Below are 19,600 nucleotides of genomic sequence, written 5' to 3'. Positions count from 1 at the left end.
CGCAGGGGCCTGTAGCCCTTGCGCGCCTTACAGTGCCGCGCGGATGCAGCTTTCGAGCGCGTCTTGACTGAGCACGCAAGGGTTCGCCCGCATAGAAGAAGACATAGCCGCTTCATGCGCAGTCTCGCCAAGGTCCGTCCCTTCGGGAATCCAGCGGTTCAAACGGTCGAGCCGCCAGCCGTCGAGCAGCGCCGCAAGGGCGTCAAAAGTATCGGTCTCGGGCAGATCAAAGCCCTCTGACAGCCATCTTTGCACCTCAGAAAACCGCACGGATGCGCCGAGCGCACGGCTATTGGCCGCCAACACCGGCCCCAACAGACGCCCGCAGATCAGACCGTGCGGAACGTTGAAACGTCCACCGATCACGCCGGCCAGCCCATGCACCGCGCCAAGCCCCGCATTGGCCAGCGCCAGCCCCCCCGAGAGACTGACATAGGCCAGCGCATCCCGCGCGGCTTTGTCTTCGGCCTCTGCCAAACGTTTGAGGGCCGCGATCCCTTGTGGGATTGCCGCACGGCAAAGCGCATCACTCAGCGGGTTGGCTTTGTTAGATAGGTAAGGCTCAATCACCTGCACCAGCGCGTCGAGGCCAGACCCCAATGTCACCCCGCGCGGTGCGCCGTCGGTCAGGACGGGATCGACCAAGGCCAGGCGCGGCAGCATCCGCACGTCGCGCAGGCTCACTTTTCGTGCGGCCTCCGGCACGGCGATGACGGCGTTTTTCGTGACCTCGGCGCCGGTGCCTGCAGTGGTCGGGATCGCGATCATCGGCAGCGGGGCGGCCTGTAACGGCCTGCCGCCGCCCACGACTTCGAGATGTTCCATCACGTCGCATTCCGAAGGGATCAGCGCGGCTGCGGCTTTGGCAAGGTCAATCACCGCGCCGCCACCGACGCCTATCACCACCTGCGCCCCCCGTCCCGCCGCCACGGCAGAGCGGACATCGTCGACAGAGGGCTCGCCGCTGCTGCGGACCTCGGTCACGTCGCATCCTGCTGCCGTTAGCTCGCGGCTCAACTCATCCACCCAAGCGACAGAGCCACCGCGCACAATCAGCACCCGGCTGCCATAGGCGCGCGCGGCATCAACAGCGTCCCCTGCCACACCCCGGCCAAAGCGAATGCGCCCGGCGGTGGCGAAGCCAAAAGGCGCGATCACCTCCATCAGAACTGCAACGTGGCGTTCACGGCGCGCTTCCATGCGCCGTATTTCTCATCCCGCGTGGCTTCATCCATCTGGGGTTTAAAGCGCCGGTCGAGCGCCCATTCGCGGGCGAATCCTTCCATGTCAGGGTAAATCCCCGCCCGCTGCCCCGCCAGCCATGCCGCGCCAAGTGCTGTGGTCTCCAGCACATCAGGACGGTCGACCGAAGCGCCGATAACGTCTGAGAGAAACTGCATCGCCCAGTCACTGGCGCTCATCCCGCCATCAACGCGCAGGGTGGCGATTTCGCCTGATTGACCTTGCGCTGTCCAATCGGCTTGCATCGCCTCCAGCAAATCGCGGGTTTGGTAGCCGACGCTTTCCAGCGCCGCACGGGCCAATTCGGCGGGACCGGAATTACGCGTCAGCCCATAGATCGCACCACGGCATTCCGCATTCCAGTAAGGCGCACCTAGGCCAACGAAAGCAGGCACCAGCACGACGTTCTGATGCGGGTCGGCCTGTTCGGCCAGCCCTTGGGTCTCGCTTGCCTCGCGGATCATTTTCAACCCGTCGCGCAGCCATTGCACCACGGCCCCGGCGACAAAGATCGACCCTTCGAGCGCGTAGGTCGGCTTGCCGTCGAGTTGATAGGCGATGGTCGTGAGCAACCGGTTGGTAGAGGTGACCGCAGTCTCACCCGTGTTCAGCAGCGCAAAACAACCCGTGCCGTAGGTCGACTTCATCATGCCGGGCTGAAAGCAGGCTTGGCCAATGGTCGCCGCCTGCTGATCGCCCGCGACGCCGAGGATGGGAATCTCGCGGCCAAAAAGATCGGGGCGCGTGGTGCCGAAATCGGCGGCGCAGTCTTTGACCTCGGGCAGCATCTCGACGGGAATGTCGAACATCTTGCAGATCGTCGTGCTCCAGCGGCCTTTGTGGATGTCATAGAGCATGGTGCGCGCGGCGTTGGTGGCGTCGGTCACATGGCGCGCGCCGCCGGTGAGCTTCCAGATCAGGAAGCTGTCGACCGTGCCGAAGAGCAGCTCGCCCGCCCGCGCGCGGTCACGGGCACCTTCGACGTTGTCGAGTATCCACTTCAGCTTGGTGCCAGAGAAATAAGGATCAGCCAGCAGGCCGGTGCGTTCGGTGATGATCTTGTCGTCACCGCGCTCGCGCAACTCGCGGCAGAAGTCAGCAGTGCGGCGGTCTTGCCAGACGATGGCGTTATGCGCCGGCTGGCCGGTCTTGGCGTCCCAGACCAGCGTTGTCTCGCGTTGGTTGGTGATGCCGATGGCGGTGATGTCATCCGGGCGCAGGCCGGCCTTTTCGATCACCGCGCGGCAGGTGCCTGCGGTGGTAGACCACAGATCGCCCGGATCATGTTCGACCCAGCCGGAGCGGGGGAAATGCTGCGGGAATTCTTCTTGGGCAGTGGCCGTTACGGCCATATTGCCGTCAAAGAGGATCGCCCGCGAGGACGTGGTACCTTGATCAATGGCGAGGATATGGGTCATGGCGCAGCCCCCGAATAATGGTTTGGACATGAAAAAGGGGCCGGGACGCTGTTGCGCCCCGGCCCCCAAAAGTTTGGCTTACTGCCAGGACTTGATCAACTCTTCGTAGCTGATGGTCTCGGGCTCAGGGTCTTCGTTGTCGAGCTTGGCAACAGGCGAACCTTCCTGCTCGAGCCAGTAGGAGGCTTCCTGCTCTTCGTTCATCTTCGGACCCAGATCGCCTTGGACGCCTGCGCGCTCAAGCCGTTCCAGCACTTTTTCCTGCTCGGCACAGAGGCTGTCGAGCGCTTCTTGTGGGGTTTTCGCACCGGACATTGCGTCGCCGATGTTCTGCCACCACAGCTGCGCCAGCTTGGGGTAATCCGGCACGTTTGTCCCGGTGGGGGACCATGCCACCCGCGCGGGCGAGCGGTAGAATTCCACCAAACCGCCAAGTTTCGGCGCGCGTTCGGTGAAGCTGTCGTGCTGGATGGTCGACTCGCGGATGAAGGTCAGACCGGCATGGGCCTTTTCTACGTCCACAGTCTTGGAAGTGACGAACTGCGCATAGAGCCAAGCGGCCTTGGCGCGGTCCACGGGCGTGCTTTCCATCAGCGTCCAGCTGCCCACGTCCTGATAGCCGACCTTCTGGCCGTCTTTCCAATAGGCGCCGTGCGGGCTGGGAGCCATGCGCCACTTGGGTGTGCCGTCTTCGTTCAGCACGGCTTTGGCGGCATCGTTCACCATGTCCGCGGTGAAGGCGGTGTACCAGAACATCTGCTGGGCGATGGCACCCTGTGCAGGAACCGGGCCGGCTTCGCCGAAGGTCATGCCAGCGGCTGCGGGCGGCGTGTATTTCTCAAGCCATTCGATGGATTTGGTGATCGCATAGACCGCCGCCGCATCGTTGGTCGCACCACCGCGGGTCACACAGGAACCGACGGGCTGCGAGTTTTCGTTGACCCGGATGCCCCATTCGTCGACCGGCAGGCCGTTGGGTTCACCGACATCGCCCATGCCAGCCATGGACATCCACGCATCGGTGTAGCGCCAGCCAAGCGACGGGTCTTTTTTGCCGTAGTCCATGTTGCCAAAGACTTCGACGCCGTCGATGGTGCGGCCAGTGAAGAACTCAGCGATGTCCTCATAGGCAGACCAGTTGACCGGCACGCCCAGCTCATAGCCGTATTTCTCTTTGAACTCAGCCATCAACTCAGGATCGGTGAACCAGTCTTGGCGGAACCAATAGAGGTTCGCGAACTGCTGGTCGGGCAGCTGGTACAGCTCACCGTCGGGGGACGTGGTGAAATCAAGACCAATGTAATCGTCCAGATCGAGACCGGGGTTGGTCACGTCTTTGCCTTCGTTCGCCATCCAGTCGGTCAGGCTGCGCGCTTGCTTGTAGCGCCAGTGCGTGCCGATCAGGTCAGAGTCGTTAATATAGGCGTCATAGATGTTCTCGCCCGACTGCATCTGTGTTTGCAGCTTCTCGACAACGTCACCTTCGCCGATCAGATCGTGGGTGATGTTGATGCCCGTGATCGCGGTGAAGGCCGGGGCCAGCACGTTGGCCTCGTATTCATGGGTTGTGATCGTCTCGGACACGACTTTGATGTCCATGCCCTTGAACGGCTCAGCAGCGTCGATGAAGAACTGCATCTCCGCTTCTTGCTCTTCGCGGCTCAGCGCCGAGCGCTCGATGTTCTCTTCGAGAAATTTTTTCGCGGCTTCCATATCCGCAAAAGCAGGCCCGGCCAGCAGGCCAAGCGTGACCGCAAGCGCGGTGCTTGATTTCATCATTGAACGTTTCATTGTGTCCTCCCTAGACATCTGGTCGTATCGTTTGGCCGCCCCGTTTATGCGGGATCAGCCGTTGGAAAGCGCCTAGACCCAGCGAAATACTGCTGCGGCATAGGCAAGGCAGACCAGCAGCGCATAGGGCTGCGGACCCGCCTCAAAACCCAGCCAGATCAAATTGATAAAGGCCGAGCCGAGAAGCGTGATGAACAGACGGTCACCACGGGTTGTTTCAATCCTAAGGATGCCGGTGCGCGGCGTCTCGGGGAATTTGATCGCGAGGATCGTAAAAGTGACGAGTAACAGCGCGATGACACCGAAGAAGATCGCGGTGGGCATGGTCCAAGCCATCCAAGACATGAGCGGTCTCCCCTTTTATACGCGGCCTAGGGCAAAGCCCTTGGCGATGTAGTTACGGACAAAATAAATAACCAGCGCACCGGGTACGATTGTAAGCACACCCGCCGCAGCCAGCACACCCCAATCGAGGCCCGAGGCGGAAACCGTACGGGTCATGGTGGCGGCGATGGGTTTGGCATCGACCGACGTCAACGTGCGCGAGAGCAGCAGTTCCACCCACGAGAACATGAAGCAGAAGAAGGCCGCGACGCCGATGCCGCTGGCAATCAGGGGCGTGAAGATGCGGATGAAGAAGCGGGGGAAGGAGTAGCCGTCGAGATAAGCGGTCTCGTCGATCTCCTTTGGTACGCCGCGCATGAAGCCTTCGAGGATCCAAACCGCCAGCGGCACGTTGAACAGACAATGCGCCAGCGCCACGGCGATATGCGTGTCGAAGAGCCCTACTGAGGAATAAAGCTGGAAGAACGGCAGCGCGAAGACCGCCGGAGGGGCCATGCGGTTGGTCAGCAGCCAGAAAAACAGGTGCTTGTCGCCCATGAAGCTGTAGCGCGAAAAGGCATAGGCGGCTGGCAGTGCCACGGCGAGGCTGATCACCGTGTTCAAGACCACATAGATCAGGCTGTTGACATAGCCCATGTACCAACTCGGATCGGTGAGGATCTTGGCATAATTCGCCAGAGTCAGGTCACGCGGATAGAGCGAGAAGGATCCGAGGATTTCGGCGTTGGTCTTCAGGCTCATGTTGATCAGCCAGTAGATCGGCAGCAGCAAAAACAGCAGATAAATCGTCATCACCACGACCGACCCTTTGGGCCGGAAACGGCTGCGACGGGCTGTGGTGGTGGCGGAGGTCATGTCGCCGGGAATGGGCGCTGCGCCGGGGGCTTGTACGGTGCTATCGGTCATCAGACACCATCCCTTTTGTCGAGGTTAACCATGACGGTGTAGAACACCCATGAGATCAACAGGATCACCAGAAAATACATCAGGCTGAACGCCGCTGCGGGGCCGAGGTCAAACTGGCCGATGGCCATTTTCACAAGGTCGATGCTGAGGAAGGTCGTGGCATTGCCCGGCCCGCCCCCGGTGACGACGAACGGCTCGGTATAGATCATGAAACTGTCCATAAAGCGCAGCAGGATCGCGATCATCAGCACGCCCGCCATCTTGGGCAGTTCGATGTAGCGGAACACGGCCCAACGGCTGGCTTGGTCGATCTTGGCGGCTTGGTAGTAAGCGTCCGGAATGGATTGCAGCCCGGCATAGGCCAAAAGCGCCACCAGCGAGGTCCAGTGCCAGACGTCCATGACCACAACAGTGATCCAAGCGGCGGTGATGTCTTGAGTGTAGTTGTAGGTGATCCCCAGCTTGTCGAGCGTGTAACCCAGAAGGCCAATGTCGACGCGGCCAAAGATCTGCCAGATGGTGCCGACCACGTTCCACGGGATCAGCAGCGGCAGTGACATCAGCACCAGACAAAAGCTGGCCCAGAAGCCGTTTTTGGGCATGTTCAGCGCGACAAAGATGCCGAGCGGAATTTCAATTGCCAGAATGACGCCCGAAAAGATCAACTGACGGCCCAGAGCGTCCCACATCCGGTCGCTTTCGAGCATGTCGGAAAACCACTCAAGCCCGGCCCAGAAGAATTCATTCCGGCCAAAGGTGTCTTGCACCGAGTAATTCACCACCGTCATCAGCGGGATCACAGCCGAAAAGGCCACGAGGATCAGAACGGGCAGGACAAGGAACCATGCCTTTTGGTTGACGGTCTTGTTCATGCGGCCTCTCCCTCTGCGCTGATGCGCCAATCATCGGCATAGACATTGATGCCCGCCGGATCGAAGCTGATCGCGGTGTTTTCGCTGGGCACGGTTGCGCCTTCTTCGGCAATGGCGCTGACCGGCTGGCCTGCCACATCAAGCCGGATGATCTTATGGCGGCCCACGTCTTCGACGCGGGTTACCTTGGCAGGCAGCCCCAAGCCTTCGCCGTTGAGGCGGATAAACTCGGGCCGGACGCCCAGTTGCGTTTTGCCACCTTTGGGGGCGTAGCTTTTGGTCAGGTCAATGCTTGTGCCCGCGACCTGCGCGGCATTCCCCGAGATTTGCGCGTCAAACAGGTTCATCCCCGGTGAGCCGATGAAATAGCCCACGAAAGTATGCGCGGGCCGTTCGAACAATTCCTGCGGTGTGCCAATCTGCACGACGCGACCATCGTACATCACCACGACCTTATCCGCGAAGGTCAGCGCCTCGGTCTGGTCATGGGTCACATAGATCATCGTATGGCCGAACTCGTGGTGCAGCGATTTCAACTGCGTGCGCAATTCCCACTTCATATGCGGGTCGATCACCGTCAGCGGCTCATCGAACAACAGCGCGTTGACATCTTCGCGCACCATGCCCCGGCCGAGACTGATCTTTTGTTTGGCATCCGCCGTGAGGCCCCGCGCCTTGCGGTTCAATTCGTCTTCCATGCCGATCATCTGCGCGATCTGCTGAACGCGGCTCGCGATATAAGAGGCATCCGCACCCCGGTTGCGCAGCGGGAAGGCGAGATTGTCGCGCACGGTCATCGTGTCGTAGACCACCGGGAACTGGAACACCTGCGCGATGTTGCGCTCGGCGGTGGGGGCGTGGGTCACGTCCACATCGTTAAACAGGATGCGACCCTGCGAAGGCTGCAACAGCCCCGAAATGATGTTGAGCAACGTAGACTTGCCGCAACCGGAAGCGCCCAAAAGCGCATAGGCTTCGCCGTCGATCCAGTCGTGGTTCAATTCCTTGAGGGCAAAGTCATCCTCATGGCCGGGGTTCGGCAGATAGGAATGCGCAAGGTTATCAAGCGTGATCTTGGCCATTATGCCGCCTCCGCATAGGGCGCGGCAGAGACGAGAGCCCCGTGCGCGTCAAAGAGATAGATATGCGCTGGATCCAGATAGACCGACAGCGGCTGACCCGGCTTCAGGTGCTGGATGCCATGCACCAGCCCGACCCATTTTGCGCCGTGATAGTCGAGGTGAACAAAGGTTTCCGATCCGGTGATCTCGGTCACGTTCAGCTTTGCGTCAAACGCGATCGCGCCCGGTGTTTGCGCCGCGAGTGTCAGGTGGTTGGGGCGGAAGCCAGCGGTATATTCGCCGTCTCTGAGGCTCGCCATACTGGCGGGTGCGGGCATTTCGCCGCCATCGAAGCGCAGGGTGCCTCCCGATTTGGTCATGCTCAGGAAGTTCATCGGCGGGTCGGAGAAGACCCGCGCCGTCGTGGCATTCTCGGGCCGGCGGTAGACGCTTGGCGTCAGGCCGAATTGCGTCACGCGGCCCTCCCAAAGCGTCGCGGTGTTGCCGCCCAAAAGCAGCGCCTCTTCCGGCTCTGTCGTGGCATAGACAAAGATCGACCCGGCGCGTTCGAAAATGCGGGGGATCTCGGCGCGAAGCTCTTCGCGCAATTTGTAGTCGAGGTTTGCCAGCGGCTCATCCAACAGGACGAGACCTGCGTTTTTCACCAGCGCCCGCGCCAAAGCACAGCGCTGTTGCTGGCCGCCCGAAAGCTCCAGCGGCTTGCGGTCAAGCATCGGGGTCAGCTGCATCAACTCTGCCGTCTCGCGCACTGCGCGGTCGATCTCGTCTTTGGATTTACCGACCAACTTCATCGGCGAGGCGATGTTGTCATAGACCGTCATCGACGGGTAATTAATGAACTGCTGATAGACCATCGCCACCTTGCGGTCCTGCACCCGCATGCCGGTGACATCCTCGCCGTTCCAGATCACTTGTCCAGTGTTGGGCACATCCAGCCCGGCCATCAGCCGCATCAGCGACGTCTTGCCCGCAGATGTCGGCCCCAAGAGCACGTTCATCGTGCCCTTTTCCAAGGTCAGGTCGGTCGGGTGGATATGCGTTTGACCGCCCACTTTCTTCGACACGTTTTTCAGGATCAAACTCACGTTCGTCCTCCCCTCATTCTGCCGCAGAGGCAGCTTGTTTCGCTGCGCGCGCCTGCATCCATTTATCCAGACGCGCAACCTGCGTCTCATTCAATCGCAGCCCAAGCTTGCTGCGTCTCCAGATCACGTCATGCGCGGTCTGCGCATATTCGCGGTCCATCAGCCAAGCCACCTCGCGCGCGGTCAGCGTCGCACCGAAATGCTCGCCCAAATCCGAAAGCGTCGCGGCCTCGCCCAGGATGGTGCGTGCATCGGTACCATAGGCCCGTACAAACCGCGCTGCCCAGCTTTCATCCAAAAATTCGTAATCCGACCTAAGCCGCGCGATCAACCGCGCCACACCGTCCACCGGGAAATCCCCGCCGGGCAGCGCCACACCAGCGGTCCAATGCCCTGACAGCCCGTTGAAATGAGGGGCGATCAGCTCCAGCGCATCCTCGGCCAGTTTGCGGTAGGTGGTGATCTTGCCGCCAAAGACATTGAGGATCGGCGCGCCGCCGGTTTCATCCACTTTCAGCGTATAGTCCCGCGTGGCCGCTGTGGCGCTGCTGGCCCCGTCATCATAAAGCGGGCGCACGCCGGAGTAGGTCCAAACGATGTCTTTGCGGGTGATGTCCTGCTTGAGATAGCCGTTTACGAAGTTGATCAGGTAATCTTGTTCTTCGGGGGTGCATTCCGGGGCGACCGAAGGATCGGGGTGATCTGCATCGGTGGTGCCTATGAGGGTGAAATCTTGCTCATAAGGGATCGTGAAGATGATCCGCCCATCGGTCCCTTGGAAGAAATAGCATTTGTCGTGATCGTAAAGCTGTTTGGTCACGATATGGCTGCCGCGCACCAGCCGCACCCCTTCGGAGGAGTTCAGCCGCACGGTGTTGTGGATAATCTCGCCTACCCATGGGCCGCCCGCGTTGACTAGCATTTTCGCGCGGATCACTTCTTGCGGGCCGTCTTTGCCGTGCTCAACCGTCACGGCCCAGACACCACCCTCGCGAGAGGCCGCGAGCACTTTGGTCTGCGTCAGGATGCGGGCGCCGCGCAATTCTGCGTCGCGGGCGTTCAGCACCACAAGGCGCGAGTCCTCAATCCAGCAATCAGAATATTCGAACGCTTTTTCGAACCGATCCTCCAGCGGCGCGCCCTCTGGCGTGTCGCGCAAAGAAAGGCTGCGGGTGGCGGGCAGAATTTCGCGCCCGCCGAGATTGTCATAAAGAAACAGGCCCAAGCGGATCAGCCAAGCCGGACGGCGGCCGCGCATCCACGGCATGAACAGCCGCAGCAATTTGGAGGTCGGCGTGTCCCCCTCAAAGCGCATGTCGCGGTGATAGGGCAGCACGAAGCGCATCGGCCAAGAGATATGCGGCATGGCTTTCAGCAACACTTCGCGTTCGGTCAGCGCGTGCCGCACGAGGCCGATCTCGAAATACTCAAGGTAGCGCAGACCGCCATGAAACAGTTTGGTCGAAGCCGAAGAGGTCGCGGAGGCCAGATCATTCATCTCGGCCAAGGTCACGCTAAGACCCCGCCCTGCGGCATCGCGTGCAATACCAGCACCGTTAATACCGCCGCCGATGACGAAAAGATCGACCGGGGCCGTGGTCATATGGCTCTCGGGCTGTTGGTTCACGATCCGGCCCTCCCCCAAGCTCAGACTGTCCAATTCGGGGGCAGTGTTACGAAACGACTCTCATTTGCACAAGTTTTATTTTCGTTTATGTTCGTTTTACCGGCATAGCGAACATGTTAAGCGTAAGCTGCTGCGCGATTGCTTGCGTTAGCCAAAGCGATGGAGATAATGCGCCAACAGCAGGCAGGAGCGACGCCCATTTCACAGACATTCCGCCATCCCGACATTCTTGAAATCGCCCGACGCGAAGGCAAAGTCACCGTCGATGGGCTGGCCGAACATTTCGGCGTCACCCATCAGACCATCCGCCGTGACCTCACCGAACTGGCAGATAGCGGCAAGTTGGAGCGGGTGCACGGCGGCGCGGTGCTGCCCTCGGGCGCCAGTAACATCGGCTATGCCGAGCGGCGCAACCTGCATGAGGAGGCTAAGACGCGCATCGCCCGCGCCTGTGCCGAACACATCCCTGACGGCTGCTCGGTCTTTCTCAACATCGGCACCAGCACCGAGGCAGTGGCCCGCGCGTTGCTCCATCACCGCGATCTGATGGTGGTCACAAACAACATGAACGTGGCCAATATTTTGGTCGTCAATCCCGAATGCCGCATCGTGCTAACGGGGGGTGCGCTGCGCCGCATGGACGGTGGCTTGGTCGGCAATCTGACGATTGAGACGATCCGTCAGTTCAAATTTGACATTGCGGTGATCGGCTGCTCGGCCATGGATGCGGATGGCGATCTCTTGGACTTCGACATCGAAGAGGTGGGTGTCAGCCAATGTATCATCGCACAGTCGCGCAAGACCTTTCTGGTGACGGATCATTCCAAATTCAAACGCTCTGCCCCGGCGCGCATCGCCTCGGCCCGAGAAGTTGATATGTTCTTTACCGATCTGCCCCTGCCCGCTGGCTTGGCTGAAAAATGCGACGGCTGGGGAACCGAAGTGCACTTCGCCCCGGAGGAGTGATGCTGATCCTAAGCCTCTGACCATTCCCGTGCCGGCGGTTTGACCACCAGCGTTGCCGCGCAGGTCTTGAGCGCCTGTACGTAAGTCTGGCTCCACCGGCTTACGTCGGTCGCGCGCACCTGCGCCATGCATTTGGCATGACGGCGTTTGCGCTCCTCCAAAGGTAGGGCCAATGCCGTTTTCAACGCTTCGCTCATCTCTTCGATGTCATAGGGATTGACCAAAATTGCATCGGTCAGGTCTTCGGCGGCACCCGCCATATGCGACAGGATCAATACGCCCGGGTCTTCGGGGTCTTGTGCTGCGACGTATTCCTTAGCGACAAGGTTCATCCCATCCGCAAATGGCGTGACGATCCCCACCCGCGCACGGCGGTAGAGCCTTGCCAATAAATTGCGGTCAAGATTGCGGTGAATATAACGCAACGGGGTCCAGTCGATCTCTCCATGCTCGCCATTCACGCGGCCAACCAATTCTTCCAACTCGTAGCGCAACTCGCGGTAGGCGGCGACTTCCTCGCGGCTTGGCGGGGCGATCTGAACCATACTCACACGCCGCTCACGTTCATCACGGGTTTCAAGGTAGCGGCCAAAAGCACGGAAACGATTGGGCAGGCCCTTGGAATAATCCAGCCGGTCCACGCCAATGACAATGTCGCCTGCCATATCATCGGCAAGCCGATCTTGCTCGCTTCCTCCCTGTGCGGCCTGCACAAAAGTTTCCACGTCGATGCCAATGGGGAAGGACCGGATCGCCACAGCGCGTGCACCGCATTTGATCGTGCCGTTCATTAGAAACTCGGCATCAGTCTCGGCGCGGAACATCTCAAGGCAGCGCGCTACGTCGGCGCGGGTCTGCAAGCCAACAAGGTCATAATCCGCCAGCCAATGCGCCAGATTGGCCTCCCGCGGGAGGGCGCCCATGTCACCCAAAGCGGGGAAGGGAACATGCAAGAAAAACCCAATTTTGCCCGTAAAGCCAAGTTTGCGCAGTTCTGTCGCAAGGGGAAAGAAATGATAGTCATGCACCCAGATCATATCGTCCGGCGCGGCGACCTTCATTACCTGACGGGCAAGGCGCGCGTTCACAGCGCTATAGCCCCGCTCAAACCCACGGTCGAGCTTTACCAGATCGCCACGACGGTGACAGACGGGCCAGAGCACCGAATTGGAAAAGCCGAGATAGAAGTTTTTGTAGTCTTCTGGGCTAAGGCTGAAGCTCAGCCGTGCATATTCACCCTGATCGCCGTATTCGCTTAGACTTTCAGCAGGGTCATCTGTGGTTTCAGGATGCGAGCCGATCCAGACGCCGCCGATTTTGCGTAGCGTCTCATGCAGTGCAAACACCAATCCACCAGAAGGGGCGGCCTCTGACGGGATACGATTTGAGATTACAATTAATCTGCCAGCCATTTTTTGCCTCGGGAACAATCATTTTCGGCCGCCGAGCCTGAATTGACGGAACGCCGACCACCACTAACGGTTTAATGGTTCAATTCACCAAAGGTTCCCATCTGGGACGCCGCCGGTCAAACCTTTTGCAGCCGGAGCAAGGTGATACGGCCAGATTATTTTTTTAGCGCCCAAGAAAGAACCATGTAACGCCAACAGGCAGCAGCGACATCAATATCATCGAAAGGATCACCACCCTACCGTCCCGCATGAGGTAGCCCGCCGCGAATATAGCGATCATTGCAGAGGCAATGGAGCCGGAAGTTGGTACGATCTCCATGAACGGCATAAAAATGGTAACTGAAAGCACCATAATCAGCGGTAGATATATCCATGGGCGATGGAGCAAGAACGTCGTGCGCTCATGTAAAAACCGATCCACAAATGACACCGGACGGCGCAACCACTTGACGCCTGCACGAAGCTTTTTGGCAGCAATATCCCGGCGCATGATGAAGCCGGGGAGCCATAGCTTCTTGCGGCCAAAAATCATCTGAACCACCAAAAACATGACCACAAGGCCCACAAAGGCCGTGACCCCGGGAATGCCGCTGGCAGGCGACGTGGATATCAGGCTGAACGCGAAAATGGTTGATGCAAAGGAATGTTTGCCCAGACAGTCAATGATTTCTTCGACGGTGATCTGCCTATCCGCCCCTCCGGAAAGATGCTCCATTTGATCAAGAACACCGCTGAGAGTTGACCCATCTTTATCGCTCATGAAATTCGCATCCTTCTAAAAATAGGCTAAACGCTATTCATGTTAACAATGCTTGAGCGCGGTTAAAGTTCGGCTGAACAACAAAAGAAACTTATGCCTACGCGCGCAAAAACGCCAAAAGCCCACGTTCGGCTTGGGTCATATCGTCTATATCAGGGGGTTCCGGCAGGTCCAGCGGATGCTGACAAAGGTCGATCACCTGCGGATGGATATAGCTGTTGCGTGCAATGGTGGGTGTATTGTGCAACCGCTCAGCGGCGGCCTCAGCCATCGCCTTAATGGTCGGTCTATCGTGGATCAGCGCCACATTGAACGCCGCGACCGAGCCTGCCCAAGTGCGAAACGTCTTGGCCGAGAACCCTTCTACGGCTGCAGCGTCGGAAATGTAATCGTTCAACGCCGAAGAGGTTAACGTGCGCGACGTCCCATCGTCATCAACCCAGGTTAGCAGGTCGGCGCCCGGCAGGTCGCGAATCTTTTCAAGTGCGCGCATAAGGGTTCGATTGGCAATTTGTCGACGCACCCGTTTGCCCCCTTTCGCCATGAAGGACGCCTGCAACTTTCCATCGCGCAACGTCAGGTGCCGCCGTTTCAGCGTCAGCGTGCCATAGGTGCGGTTGGTTTTGGCATAGACCTGATTGCCCACCCGCAGAGACAAACGGTCAATCATCGCGACCGCGGCCGCTAGTGCAAAGGCGCGGTCGCCCAGTTCGCCTTTCAGATCACGGCGGACCCGACGGCGGAGCCGGGGCAGGGTTTCGGCGAAATCGACCAAACTCGCGTATTTTTCCTGCGCTTGCGCCTCGGACCAGAGCGGATGATAGCGATATTGCTTGCGCCCCCGCGCATCGAAACCTGTGGCCTGTAGGTGGCCATTCACATGAGGGCAGATCCAGACCTGTTCATAGGCCGGGGGCACCGCCAACTTTACCAGCCGCTCGCGTTCAACCTTGTCTTTGATGCACGCGCCATCCGGCGCGAAGTAAGAAAACCCTCGCCCGCAGCGTCGGCGGGCAATGCCAGGCTTACTGTCGGGGTAGTATCTAAGCGAGGACGGTGCGTTCATCGGGGTTTCCGGGGGCAAGCATGCGAGGCAGGCAATAGAGGGCGACGTTCTGCTTAACGTTCTTGCAGTGCATGGGTTCCCGCTGTGCGCTCTGCAGGTCTTTGCGCAGTTGCAGCATAAAGACTTTGATTTCGCTGCGGCGACGCATAGGTTTCTCGGTGAAATACCCGCGTCATGAGACGGATAGACCCGAGCCTATGGACAGCACCACCTTGCCGCACAACGATCTGCCGCCGCTGATCCCAGTCCAGCGCCACGCGTTTTTTCTGGATCTGGACGGCACTTTGGCCCCCATCGTCGACAATCCAGAAGATGCCTGCCTGCCCGATCGTACGCGCCAATTGCTGACCCGTCTCGTTGCGGCGACCGATGGCGCGGTGGCGGTGATCTCGGGTCGTGCGCTCGCGGATGTGGATGGCATTCTGGGCGCATTGCGCCTACCGGTTTCGGGCTCTCACGGTCTTGAGCTTCGATTGGGGGCCGATGATCATGTGACGACACAAGACGCAGGCATCCCCACCGAGGTCATTGACCGGGTTGAGAAATTTGCCCTGCTGCAGGGTGTCACGTCAGAGCGTAAGCCCGGCGCGATCGCCGTGCATTACCGCAAAGCACCCGATCAAGGCGACGCCTGCCGTGCCTTTGTCGATAGGCTTACCAGTGAAAACGCCAGCCTGCGTGGCCTACACGGCAAAATGGTCAGCGAGGTCGCGCTTAAAGGTGTCGACAAGGGTGGCGCGGTTGAGCGTTTCATGGCCTCTCCCGTCTTTGCCGATCGTCTGCCTGTGATGGTTGGCGATGATGTAACCGACGAAGACGGGTTTCGCGCAGCTCAGGCATTGGGTGGCTTTGGTATCAAGATCGGTCAGGGGTCCACGCAGGCGCAGCACCGGATCGACGATGTGGCAGGCTTTGCCGATTGGCTAGAAGAGATTTTGCGCTGACTTGGTTCGCCCGGCAGACGCGTTGAGAATGGAAAAGAGGAACTTATGGATCTGGGTGTTATCGGGAACTGCGCTGTTGCAGCATTGGTCAGTCGCGAAGGGGCAATCAATTGGTTCTGCTTGCCACGATTTGACGGTGATCCGGTCTTTCACAGTCTCATGGGGCATGGTGCTGGCGAAGAGGGTGATGGTGAATTTGCCGTCGAACTTGAAGGCATGACCGAAAGCGAACAGAGCTATCTGCCCAACACCGCGATCCTGCGCACGGTATTGCGCAGTCCCAAGGGCGCGGTTGAGATTATCGACTTTTGCCCCCGTTTTTCGGCCTATGGCCGCAGCTTTCGCCCGCAAATGTTGGTGCGCCAGGTGCGGCGTATCGAAGGTTCGCCCCGTGTGCGGATGCGTCTGCGCCCGCGCTTCCAATGGGGGGAGGTCGCCCCGACGCTTACCCGCGGTTCCAACCATGTGCGTTTCGTCGGGCCAGAGCAGAACATGCGCTTGACCACCGACGCGCCGATTGACCATGTGCTTGACGCGCGGCTGATCAATCTTGAAGGCGAAATGACCTTCATTCTCGGCCCGGACGAGACGCTGTCAGACAGTGCCGAGCAGATCGGCACCACCTTTCGCACCAAAACCACGCGCTATTGGCAGCGCTGGACGCAGCGGCTGGCGATCCCCTTTGAGTGGCAAGAGGCCGTCATCCGCGCTGCGATCACGCTGAAACTGTGCAGCTATGAGGCCACGGGTGGGGTTATCGCCGCGATTACCACCTCGCTGCCCGAAGCCCCGGATTCAGGGCGCAATTGGGATTACCGCTATTGCTGGGTCCGTGATGCGTTTTTCACGGTCCGCGCGCTCAACAGCCTCGCTGCGACCCGTACGTTGGAGCATTATTTCCAATGGCTGATGAATGCCGTCGCCGATGCCGAAGGCGGGCATATCCAGCCGGTGCTGGGGCTGGGGCTTGAAACGGCATTGACCGAACGCATCTCGCCCAGCTTGCAGGGGTTTCGCGGCATGGGGCCGGTGCGGATCGGCAATCAGGCACATGAGCATTTCCAGCATGACACCTACGGCAATATCATCCTCGGGGCGGCGCCCGCTTTCTTTGATCACCGCCTGCCCCTCAACACCGGGCGCACGGCATTTGAACAGTTAGAACCTTTGGGCGAGCAGGCTTGGGAATTGCACGATCAGCCCGATGCGGGAATTTGGGAGCTGCGCAGCCGCGCGCGAATTCACACGTCTTCGTCGCTGATGTGCTGGGCCGCCTGTGACCGGCTGGGCAAGATTGCGCGGCATCTGGAACTGGAAGATCGCGCCACCCTTTGGTCAGACCGGGCGGAGGTGATCCGCGATAAAATCCTCGACAATGCATGGTCAGAGGACCGCGGCGCCTTTGTCGAAAGCTTTGGCGGCAGCACCTTGGATGCAAGTGTCCTGCTTATGGGGGAGGTCGGTTTCCTGCCGCCGAAAGACCCGCGTTTCATCGCGACGGTGGAGCGGTTGTCCGAAGTGCTGGGCCGCGGCCCCTTCATGCTACGATATGAGGAAGCGGATGATTTTGGCGTCCCGGAGGTGGGCTTCAACGTCTGTGCCTTCTGGCGAATTGATGCGCTTGCTCGCATTGGGCGTGAGGAAGAGGCCCGCAAGCTGTTCGAAGAATTGCTGGAAGCCCGCAACCACCTTGGCCTCATGTCAGAAGACACGGCATTCGCCACGGGCGAAGGTTGGGGTAACTTCCCGCAGACTTATTCGATGGTCGGGATCATCAACGGCGCGATGCGTCTGTCGCGGCGTTGGGAGGCTGAGCTTTAACGCGAGAACAGCAGTCGCAACCCCAAGAGCCCCAGCACGACCGAGGCGACCCGGTCGAGGTAAACCTTTGCGCGCAGATAACGCTGGCTCACCGCTGGGCGGCTCATGCCGAAGGCGAGCGTGGTGTAGAAGATCACTTCAATGATCAAGTGGTTGGCGACGATCAACAGGTTCTCGCTCAAGCGCATCTTTTCCGGGAAGATGACCACCAGTACCGCTGCAGCGAAAAGCACCGATTTGGGGTTTAGGATGTTGATCATCATCCCCTGCCGGAAGGCATGACGAGCAGGTTTCACGGTGGTTGTCACAGGTTCACGCGCGCCGCGCCACATGCCATAGGCGACATAGAGTAGATAGACCGCGCCAACCCCTTTGACGAGGGCATAAGCCCATGGGAAAGCTAGGAATACCGCCTCCAACCCCAAGAGCGCGGCAAGGGTCCAGAAGGAGGCGACAAGGCCAAGGCCAAGCCCCACGGCGACGCCCGCCTGCCGCCCAGAACTCAGCGTGGTTTTCAGCGCGATCAGAAAGGCCGGGCCGGGGCTGAGGATCGACGCGATGAGCGCGATGTTGAAGGCGATGAGATGCGAAATTTCCATGGTGGTGACCCCGGTTGTTCAGCATCAGCTATGCGCGGCTTTCTCATCCGGTCAATTGGTATGCGAGCAACCTGCGCGTCCTTTCAAAAGTCACGCAGGATTTGCACAGAAAATAGGCACCGCCTCTAAACGAAAGAACGCACTGTCGCGATGGCCCCATCAAGCGCTTTGCCTTCGGCATCTTGCAAGGCCGCCTCCCGCAGGCGCGCAATCCATTGCGCCGCATCATCGCGCCCCCGCAGCAGATCAGCGGCATCCATCACCTTGTCGAACTTACCCAATCCCCGCGCGTGGGTGTCGGAATAGCCTTTGATAAGCCGACGACATTTCACCAGCTCCACCGCGACATCATAGTCGGCATCTACTTCAGCCAAACTGCGCGCAAGCCAATCATCTAGATGCGCCATCTCAATCGCGTGGCGGTGGGTTTTCAAGCGGTAGCCCTTGAGCCCCCCCAGCACATGCAGCATCAAGAATGCGGGCAGCCGGTCCGTGCGCAGGCGGCGGCCCTTATCAAACCACCGGTTCAGCCGGGCCATCCATGTGTCGCTTGCCTCCACCTTGGCCCCAAGACGCGCGGGCATTAGCCCTGCGATTTCCTCGGCGCGGGGGTGAAAGTATTCGGTCAACTGCATCAGGTTTGCGTCGCCCGCCCGCATTTCCTGCCGGATATGGGTAAAGCGCGGCGCGCGGGTTTTCAGGTCGGCGACACGAATGATGTCATCATAGGCCATGGCATTGGCGATGTATTTCGCAGCCTCCGCCGACAGCCGCCAATCGCAGGCGGCACTGTCACGGGCCAGCACGGTATCGAGCCGGTTGAGGTAGAGCGTGCCATAGGCGCAGTCTTGGAAATTTACCACCTTAGACAGGCCCGCAAACGCCAGATCATGCACCGCTTCCGGCAGCGCATCGGCGCGGGTGACAAGCCCGTCCCAGTGGCTTTGCAACGCTTGGGGGCCGGTAAGGCGGAAGGGGGTTTCGAACTCGTCCGTTGTGACGGGGGAGGCGGTAGGCAGATGGCCCTGCGCCGCATCATATCCCACAGCAAAGGCACGCAGCGAAGGCTCCACCCCTTTGCCGCCCGCGCGGATCGCATCTTCATAAGCTTCGCGACGGAACGGCAGCGCGCCAGAGCCAGCCAATGCGCCGAAAAGCGAGGCGGAAATGACAGAGCCCGCGCCGACGGCCAGCCCTTCCATATCCTCCAACACCAGTTTTTGCGCAGCAATTTCTGCAGCGGCGCGGACTTCATCCGCGTCGGCAATGCCGTCTCCGGGGGCCATCTTCTCGCTCACCGCAAGGGCGCGGTGGGTCGAGCCGATCAGCGTGGTGCGGTCTGGCGTCACGAAACCGCGCATCACCGCGCGACCGACTTCCATCATCTCAGCCGCGATCAACACGTCGACATCGCCCGCCGCAGGGGCGAGGGCAAAAACCGGCTCTAACGCGCTTTTGCGGGCCATTTCGACGTAATAGATCGTAGCCCCCGTCCGCTGCGCCACACCGGCGACCGAGGTCGCCTGACAGACATAGCCCTCGGCCCGCGCCATGGATTCGATCCAGCCCGTCAAGACGCCACCGCCCTGCCCGCCCACGGCCATGACCGCGAGCTTGATGATTTCACCGACACGTGCATCGGGTGTCTTTTGCGGCAGGATCAT

Annotated in this window: 17 protein-coding genes; 3 read left to right on the top strand and 14 right to left on the bottom strand. The window is 59.9% G+C overall.

Annotated elements, in window-relative coordinates:
* Positions 1–27 precede the first annotated feature (27 nt).
* From DSM14862_RS19130 to glpD, 9 genes are all read right to left on the bottom strand, one after another.
* On the bottom strand, positions 28–1,200 hold the full coding sequence (locus tag DSM14862_RS19130; protein ID WP_007121450.1) for an iron-containing alcohol dehydrogenase: 1,173 nt from the start codon (positions 1,198–1,200) through the stop codon (positions 28–30).
* On the bottom strand, positions 1,164–2,660 hold the full coding sequence (gene glpK, locus DSM14862_RS19125; RefSeq protein WP_040702080.1) for a glycerol kinase GlpK: 1,497 nt from the start codon (positions 2,658–2,660) through the stop codon (positions 1,164–1,166). The genes DSM14862_RS19130 and glpK overlap by 37 nt, the downstream gene beginning before the upstream one ends.
* Before the next feature lie 78 nt (positions 2,661–2,738).
* Positions 2,739–4,436, bottom strand: coding sequence for an ABC transporter substrate-binding protein (locus tag DSM14862_RS19120; RefSeq protein WP_040702056.1), 1,698 nt, complete (start codon positions 4,434–4,436; stop codon positions 2,739–2,741).
* A gap of 87 nt (positions 4,437–4,523) precedes the next feature.
* Positions 4,524–4,796: a DUF2160 domain-containing protein gene (locus DSM14862_RS19115; protein WP_007121386.1), complete on the bottom strand. Its 273-nt coding sequence runs from the start codon at positions 4,794–4,796 to the stop codon at positions 4,524–4,526.
* Between the two features lie 15 nt (positions 4,797–4,811).
* On the bottom strand, positions 4,812–5,651 hold the full coding sequence (locus DSM14862_RS19110) for a carbohydrate ABC transporter permease (protein WP_243254636.1): 840 nt from the start codon (positions 5,649–5,651) through the stop codon (positions 4,812–4,814).
* Positions 5,652–5,701: 50 nt separating this feature from the next.
* Complete coding sequence (locus DSM14862_RS19105) at positions 5,702–6,574, bottom strand: carbohydrate ABC transporter permease (protein ID WP_007121388.1); 873 nt, start codon at positions 6,572–6,574, stop codon at positions 5,702–5,704.
* Positions 6,571–7,656, bottom strand: coding sequence for an ABC transporter ATP-binding protein (locus DSM14862_RS19100; RefSeq protein WP_007121389.1), 1,086 nt, complete (start codon positions 7,654–7,656; stop codon positions 6,571–6,573). The genes DSM14862_RS19105 and DSM14862_RS19100 overlap by 4 nt, the downstream gene beginning before the upstream one ends.
* Positions 7,656–8,741: an ABC transporter ATP-binding protein gene (locus DSM14862_RS19095; RefSeq protein WP_243254629.1), complete on the bottom strand. Its 1,086-nt coding sequence runs from the start codon at positions 8,739–8,741 to the stop codon at positions 7,656–7,658. Before DSM14862_RS19095 ends, DSM14862_RS19100 begins: the two co-directional genes overlap by 1 nt.
* Before the next feature lie 13 nt (positions 8,742–8,754).
* Positions 8,755–10,344 carry a glycerol-3-phosphate dehydrogenase gene (gene glpD / locus DSM14862_RS19090; RefSeq protein WP_040702012.1) on the bottom strand — a complete coding sequence of 530 codons (1,590 nt, stop codon included), beginning with the start codon at positions 10,342–10,344 and terminating at the stop codon, positions 8,755–8,757.
* A 222-nt stretch (positions 10,345–10,566) separates the two neighbouring features.
* Between glpD and DSM14862_RS19085 the strand changes: the two genes are divergently transcribed.
* Entirely contained in the window at positions 10,567–11,334 is a 768-nt protein-coding gene (locus tag DSM14862_RS19085) for a DeoR/GlpR family DNA-binding transcription regulator (protein WP_040702013.1), read from the top strand.
* Positions 11,335–11,342: 8 nt separating this feature from the next.
* Here DSM14862_RS19085 and DSM14862_RS19080 read toward each other — a convergent pair whose 3' ends face one another.
* From DSM14862_RS19080 to DSM14862_RS19070, 3 genes are all read right to left on the bottom strand, one after another.
* Entirely contained in the window at positions 11,343–12,746 is a 1,404-nt protein-coding gene (locus tag DSM14862_RS19080) for an alpha,alpha-trehalose-phosphate synthase (UDP-forming) (RefSeq protein WP_050770481.1), read from the bottom strand.
* A 163-nt stretch (positions 12,747–12,909) separates the two neighbouring features.
* Positions 12,910–13,506, bottom strand: coding sequence for an exopolysaccharide biosynthesis protein (locus DSM14862_RS19075; RefSeq protein WP_007121273.1), 597 nt, complete (start codon positions 13,504–13,506; stop codon positions 12,910–12,912).
* Between the two features lie 97 nt (positions 13,507–13,603).
* Positions 13,604–14,572, bottom strand: a complete 969-nt coding sequence (locus tag DSM14862_RS19070) for a DNA topoisomerase IB (RefSeq protein WP_040702011.1) — start codon at positions 14,570–14,572, stop codon at positions 13,604–13,606.
* A gap of 197 nt (positions 14,573–14,769) precedes the next feature.
* Between DSM14862_RS19070 and otsB the strand changes: the two genes are divergently transcribed.
* Together otsB and DSM14862_RS19060 are read left to right on the top strand one after the other, a co-directional pair.
* Positions 14,770–15,516, top strand: a complete 747-nt coding sequence (gene otsB, locus DSM14862_RS19065; protein WP_243254628.1) for a trehalose-phosphatase — start codon at positions 14,770–14,772, stop codon at positions 15,514–15,516.
* A gap of 45 nt (positions 15,517–15,561) precedes the next feature.
* Positions 15,562–17,337 carry a glycoside hydrolase family 15 protein gene (locus tag DSM14862_RS19060; RefSeq protein ID WP_007121546.1) on the top strand — a complete coding sequence of 592 codons (1,776 nt, stop codon included), beginning with the start codon at positions 15,562–15,564 and terminating at the stop codon, positions 17,335–17,337.
* On the opposite strand, the gene DSM14862_RS19055 is transcribed toward DSM14862_RS19060, so the two are convergent.
* Both DSM14862_RS19055 and DSM14862_RS19050 read right to left on the bottom strand, forming a co-directional pair.
* Entirely contained in the window at positions 17,334–17,936 is a 603-nt protein-coding gene (locus tag DSM14862_RS19055; RefSeq protein ID WP_243254627.1) for a LysE family translocator, read from the bottom strand. The two genes, DSM14862_RS19060 and DSM14862_RS19055, sit on opposite strands and share 4 nt — an antisense overlap.
* Positions 17,937–18,061: 125 nt before the next feature.
* On the bottom strand, positions 18,062–19,600 hold the full coding sequence (locus tag DSM14862_RS19050; protein WP_243254635.1) for an indolepyruvate oxidoreductase subunit beta family protein: 1,539 nt from the start codon (positions 19,598–19,600) through the stop codon (positions 18,062–18,064).

This window comes from Sulfitobacter indolifex, from assembly GCF_022788655.1.
Classification (GTDB): Bacteria; Pseudomonadota; Alphaproteobacteria; order Rhodobacterales; family Rhodobacteraceae; genus Sulfitobacter; species Sulfitobacter indolifex.
Note: the sequence above shows the minus strand (reverse complement) of the source record. Positions and strands in the feature narration are given on the sequence as shown.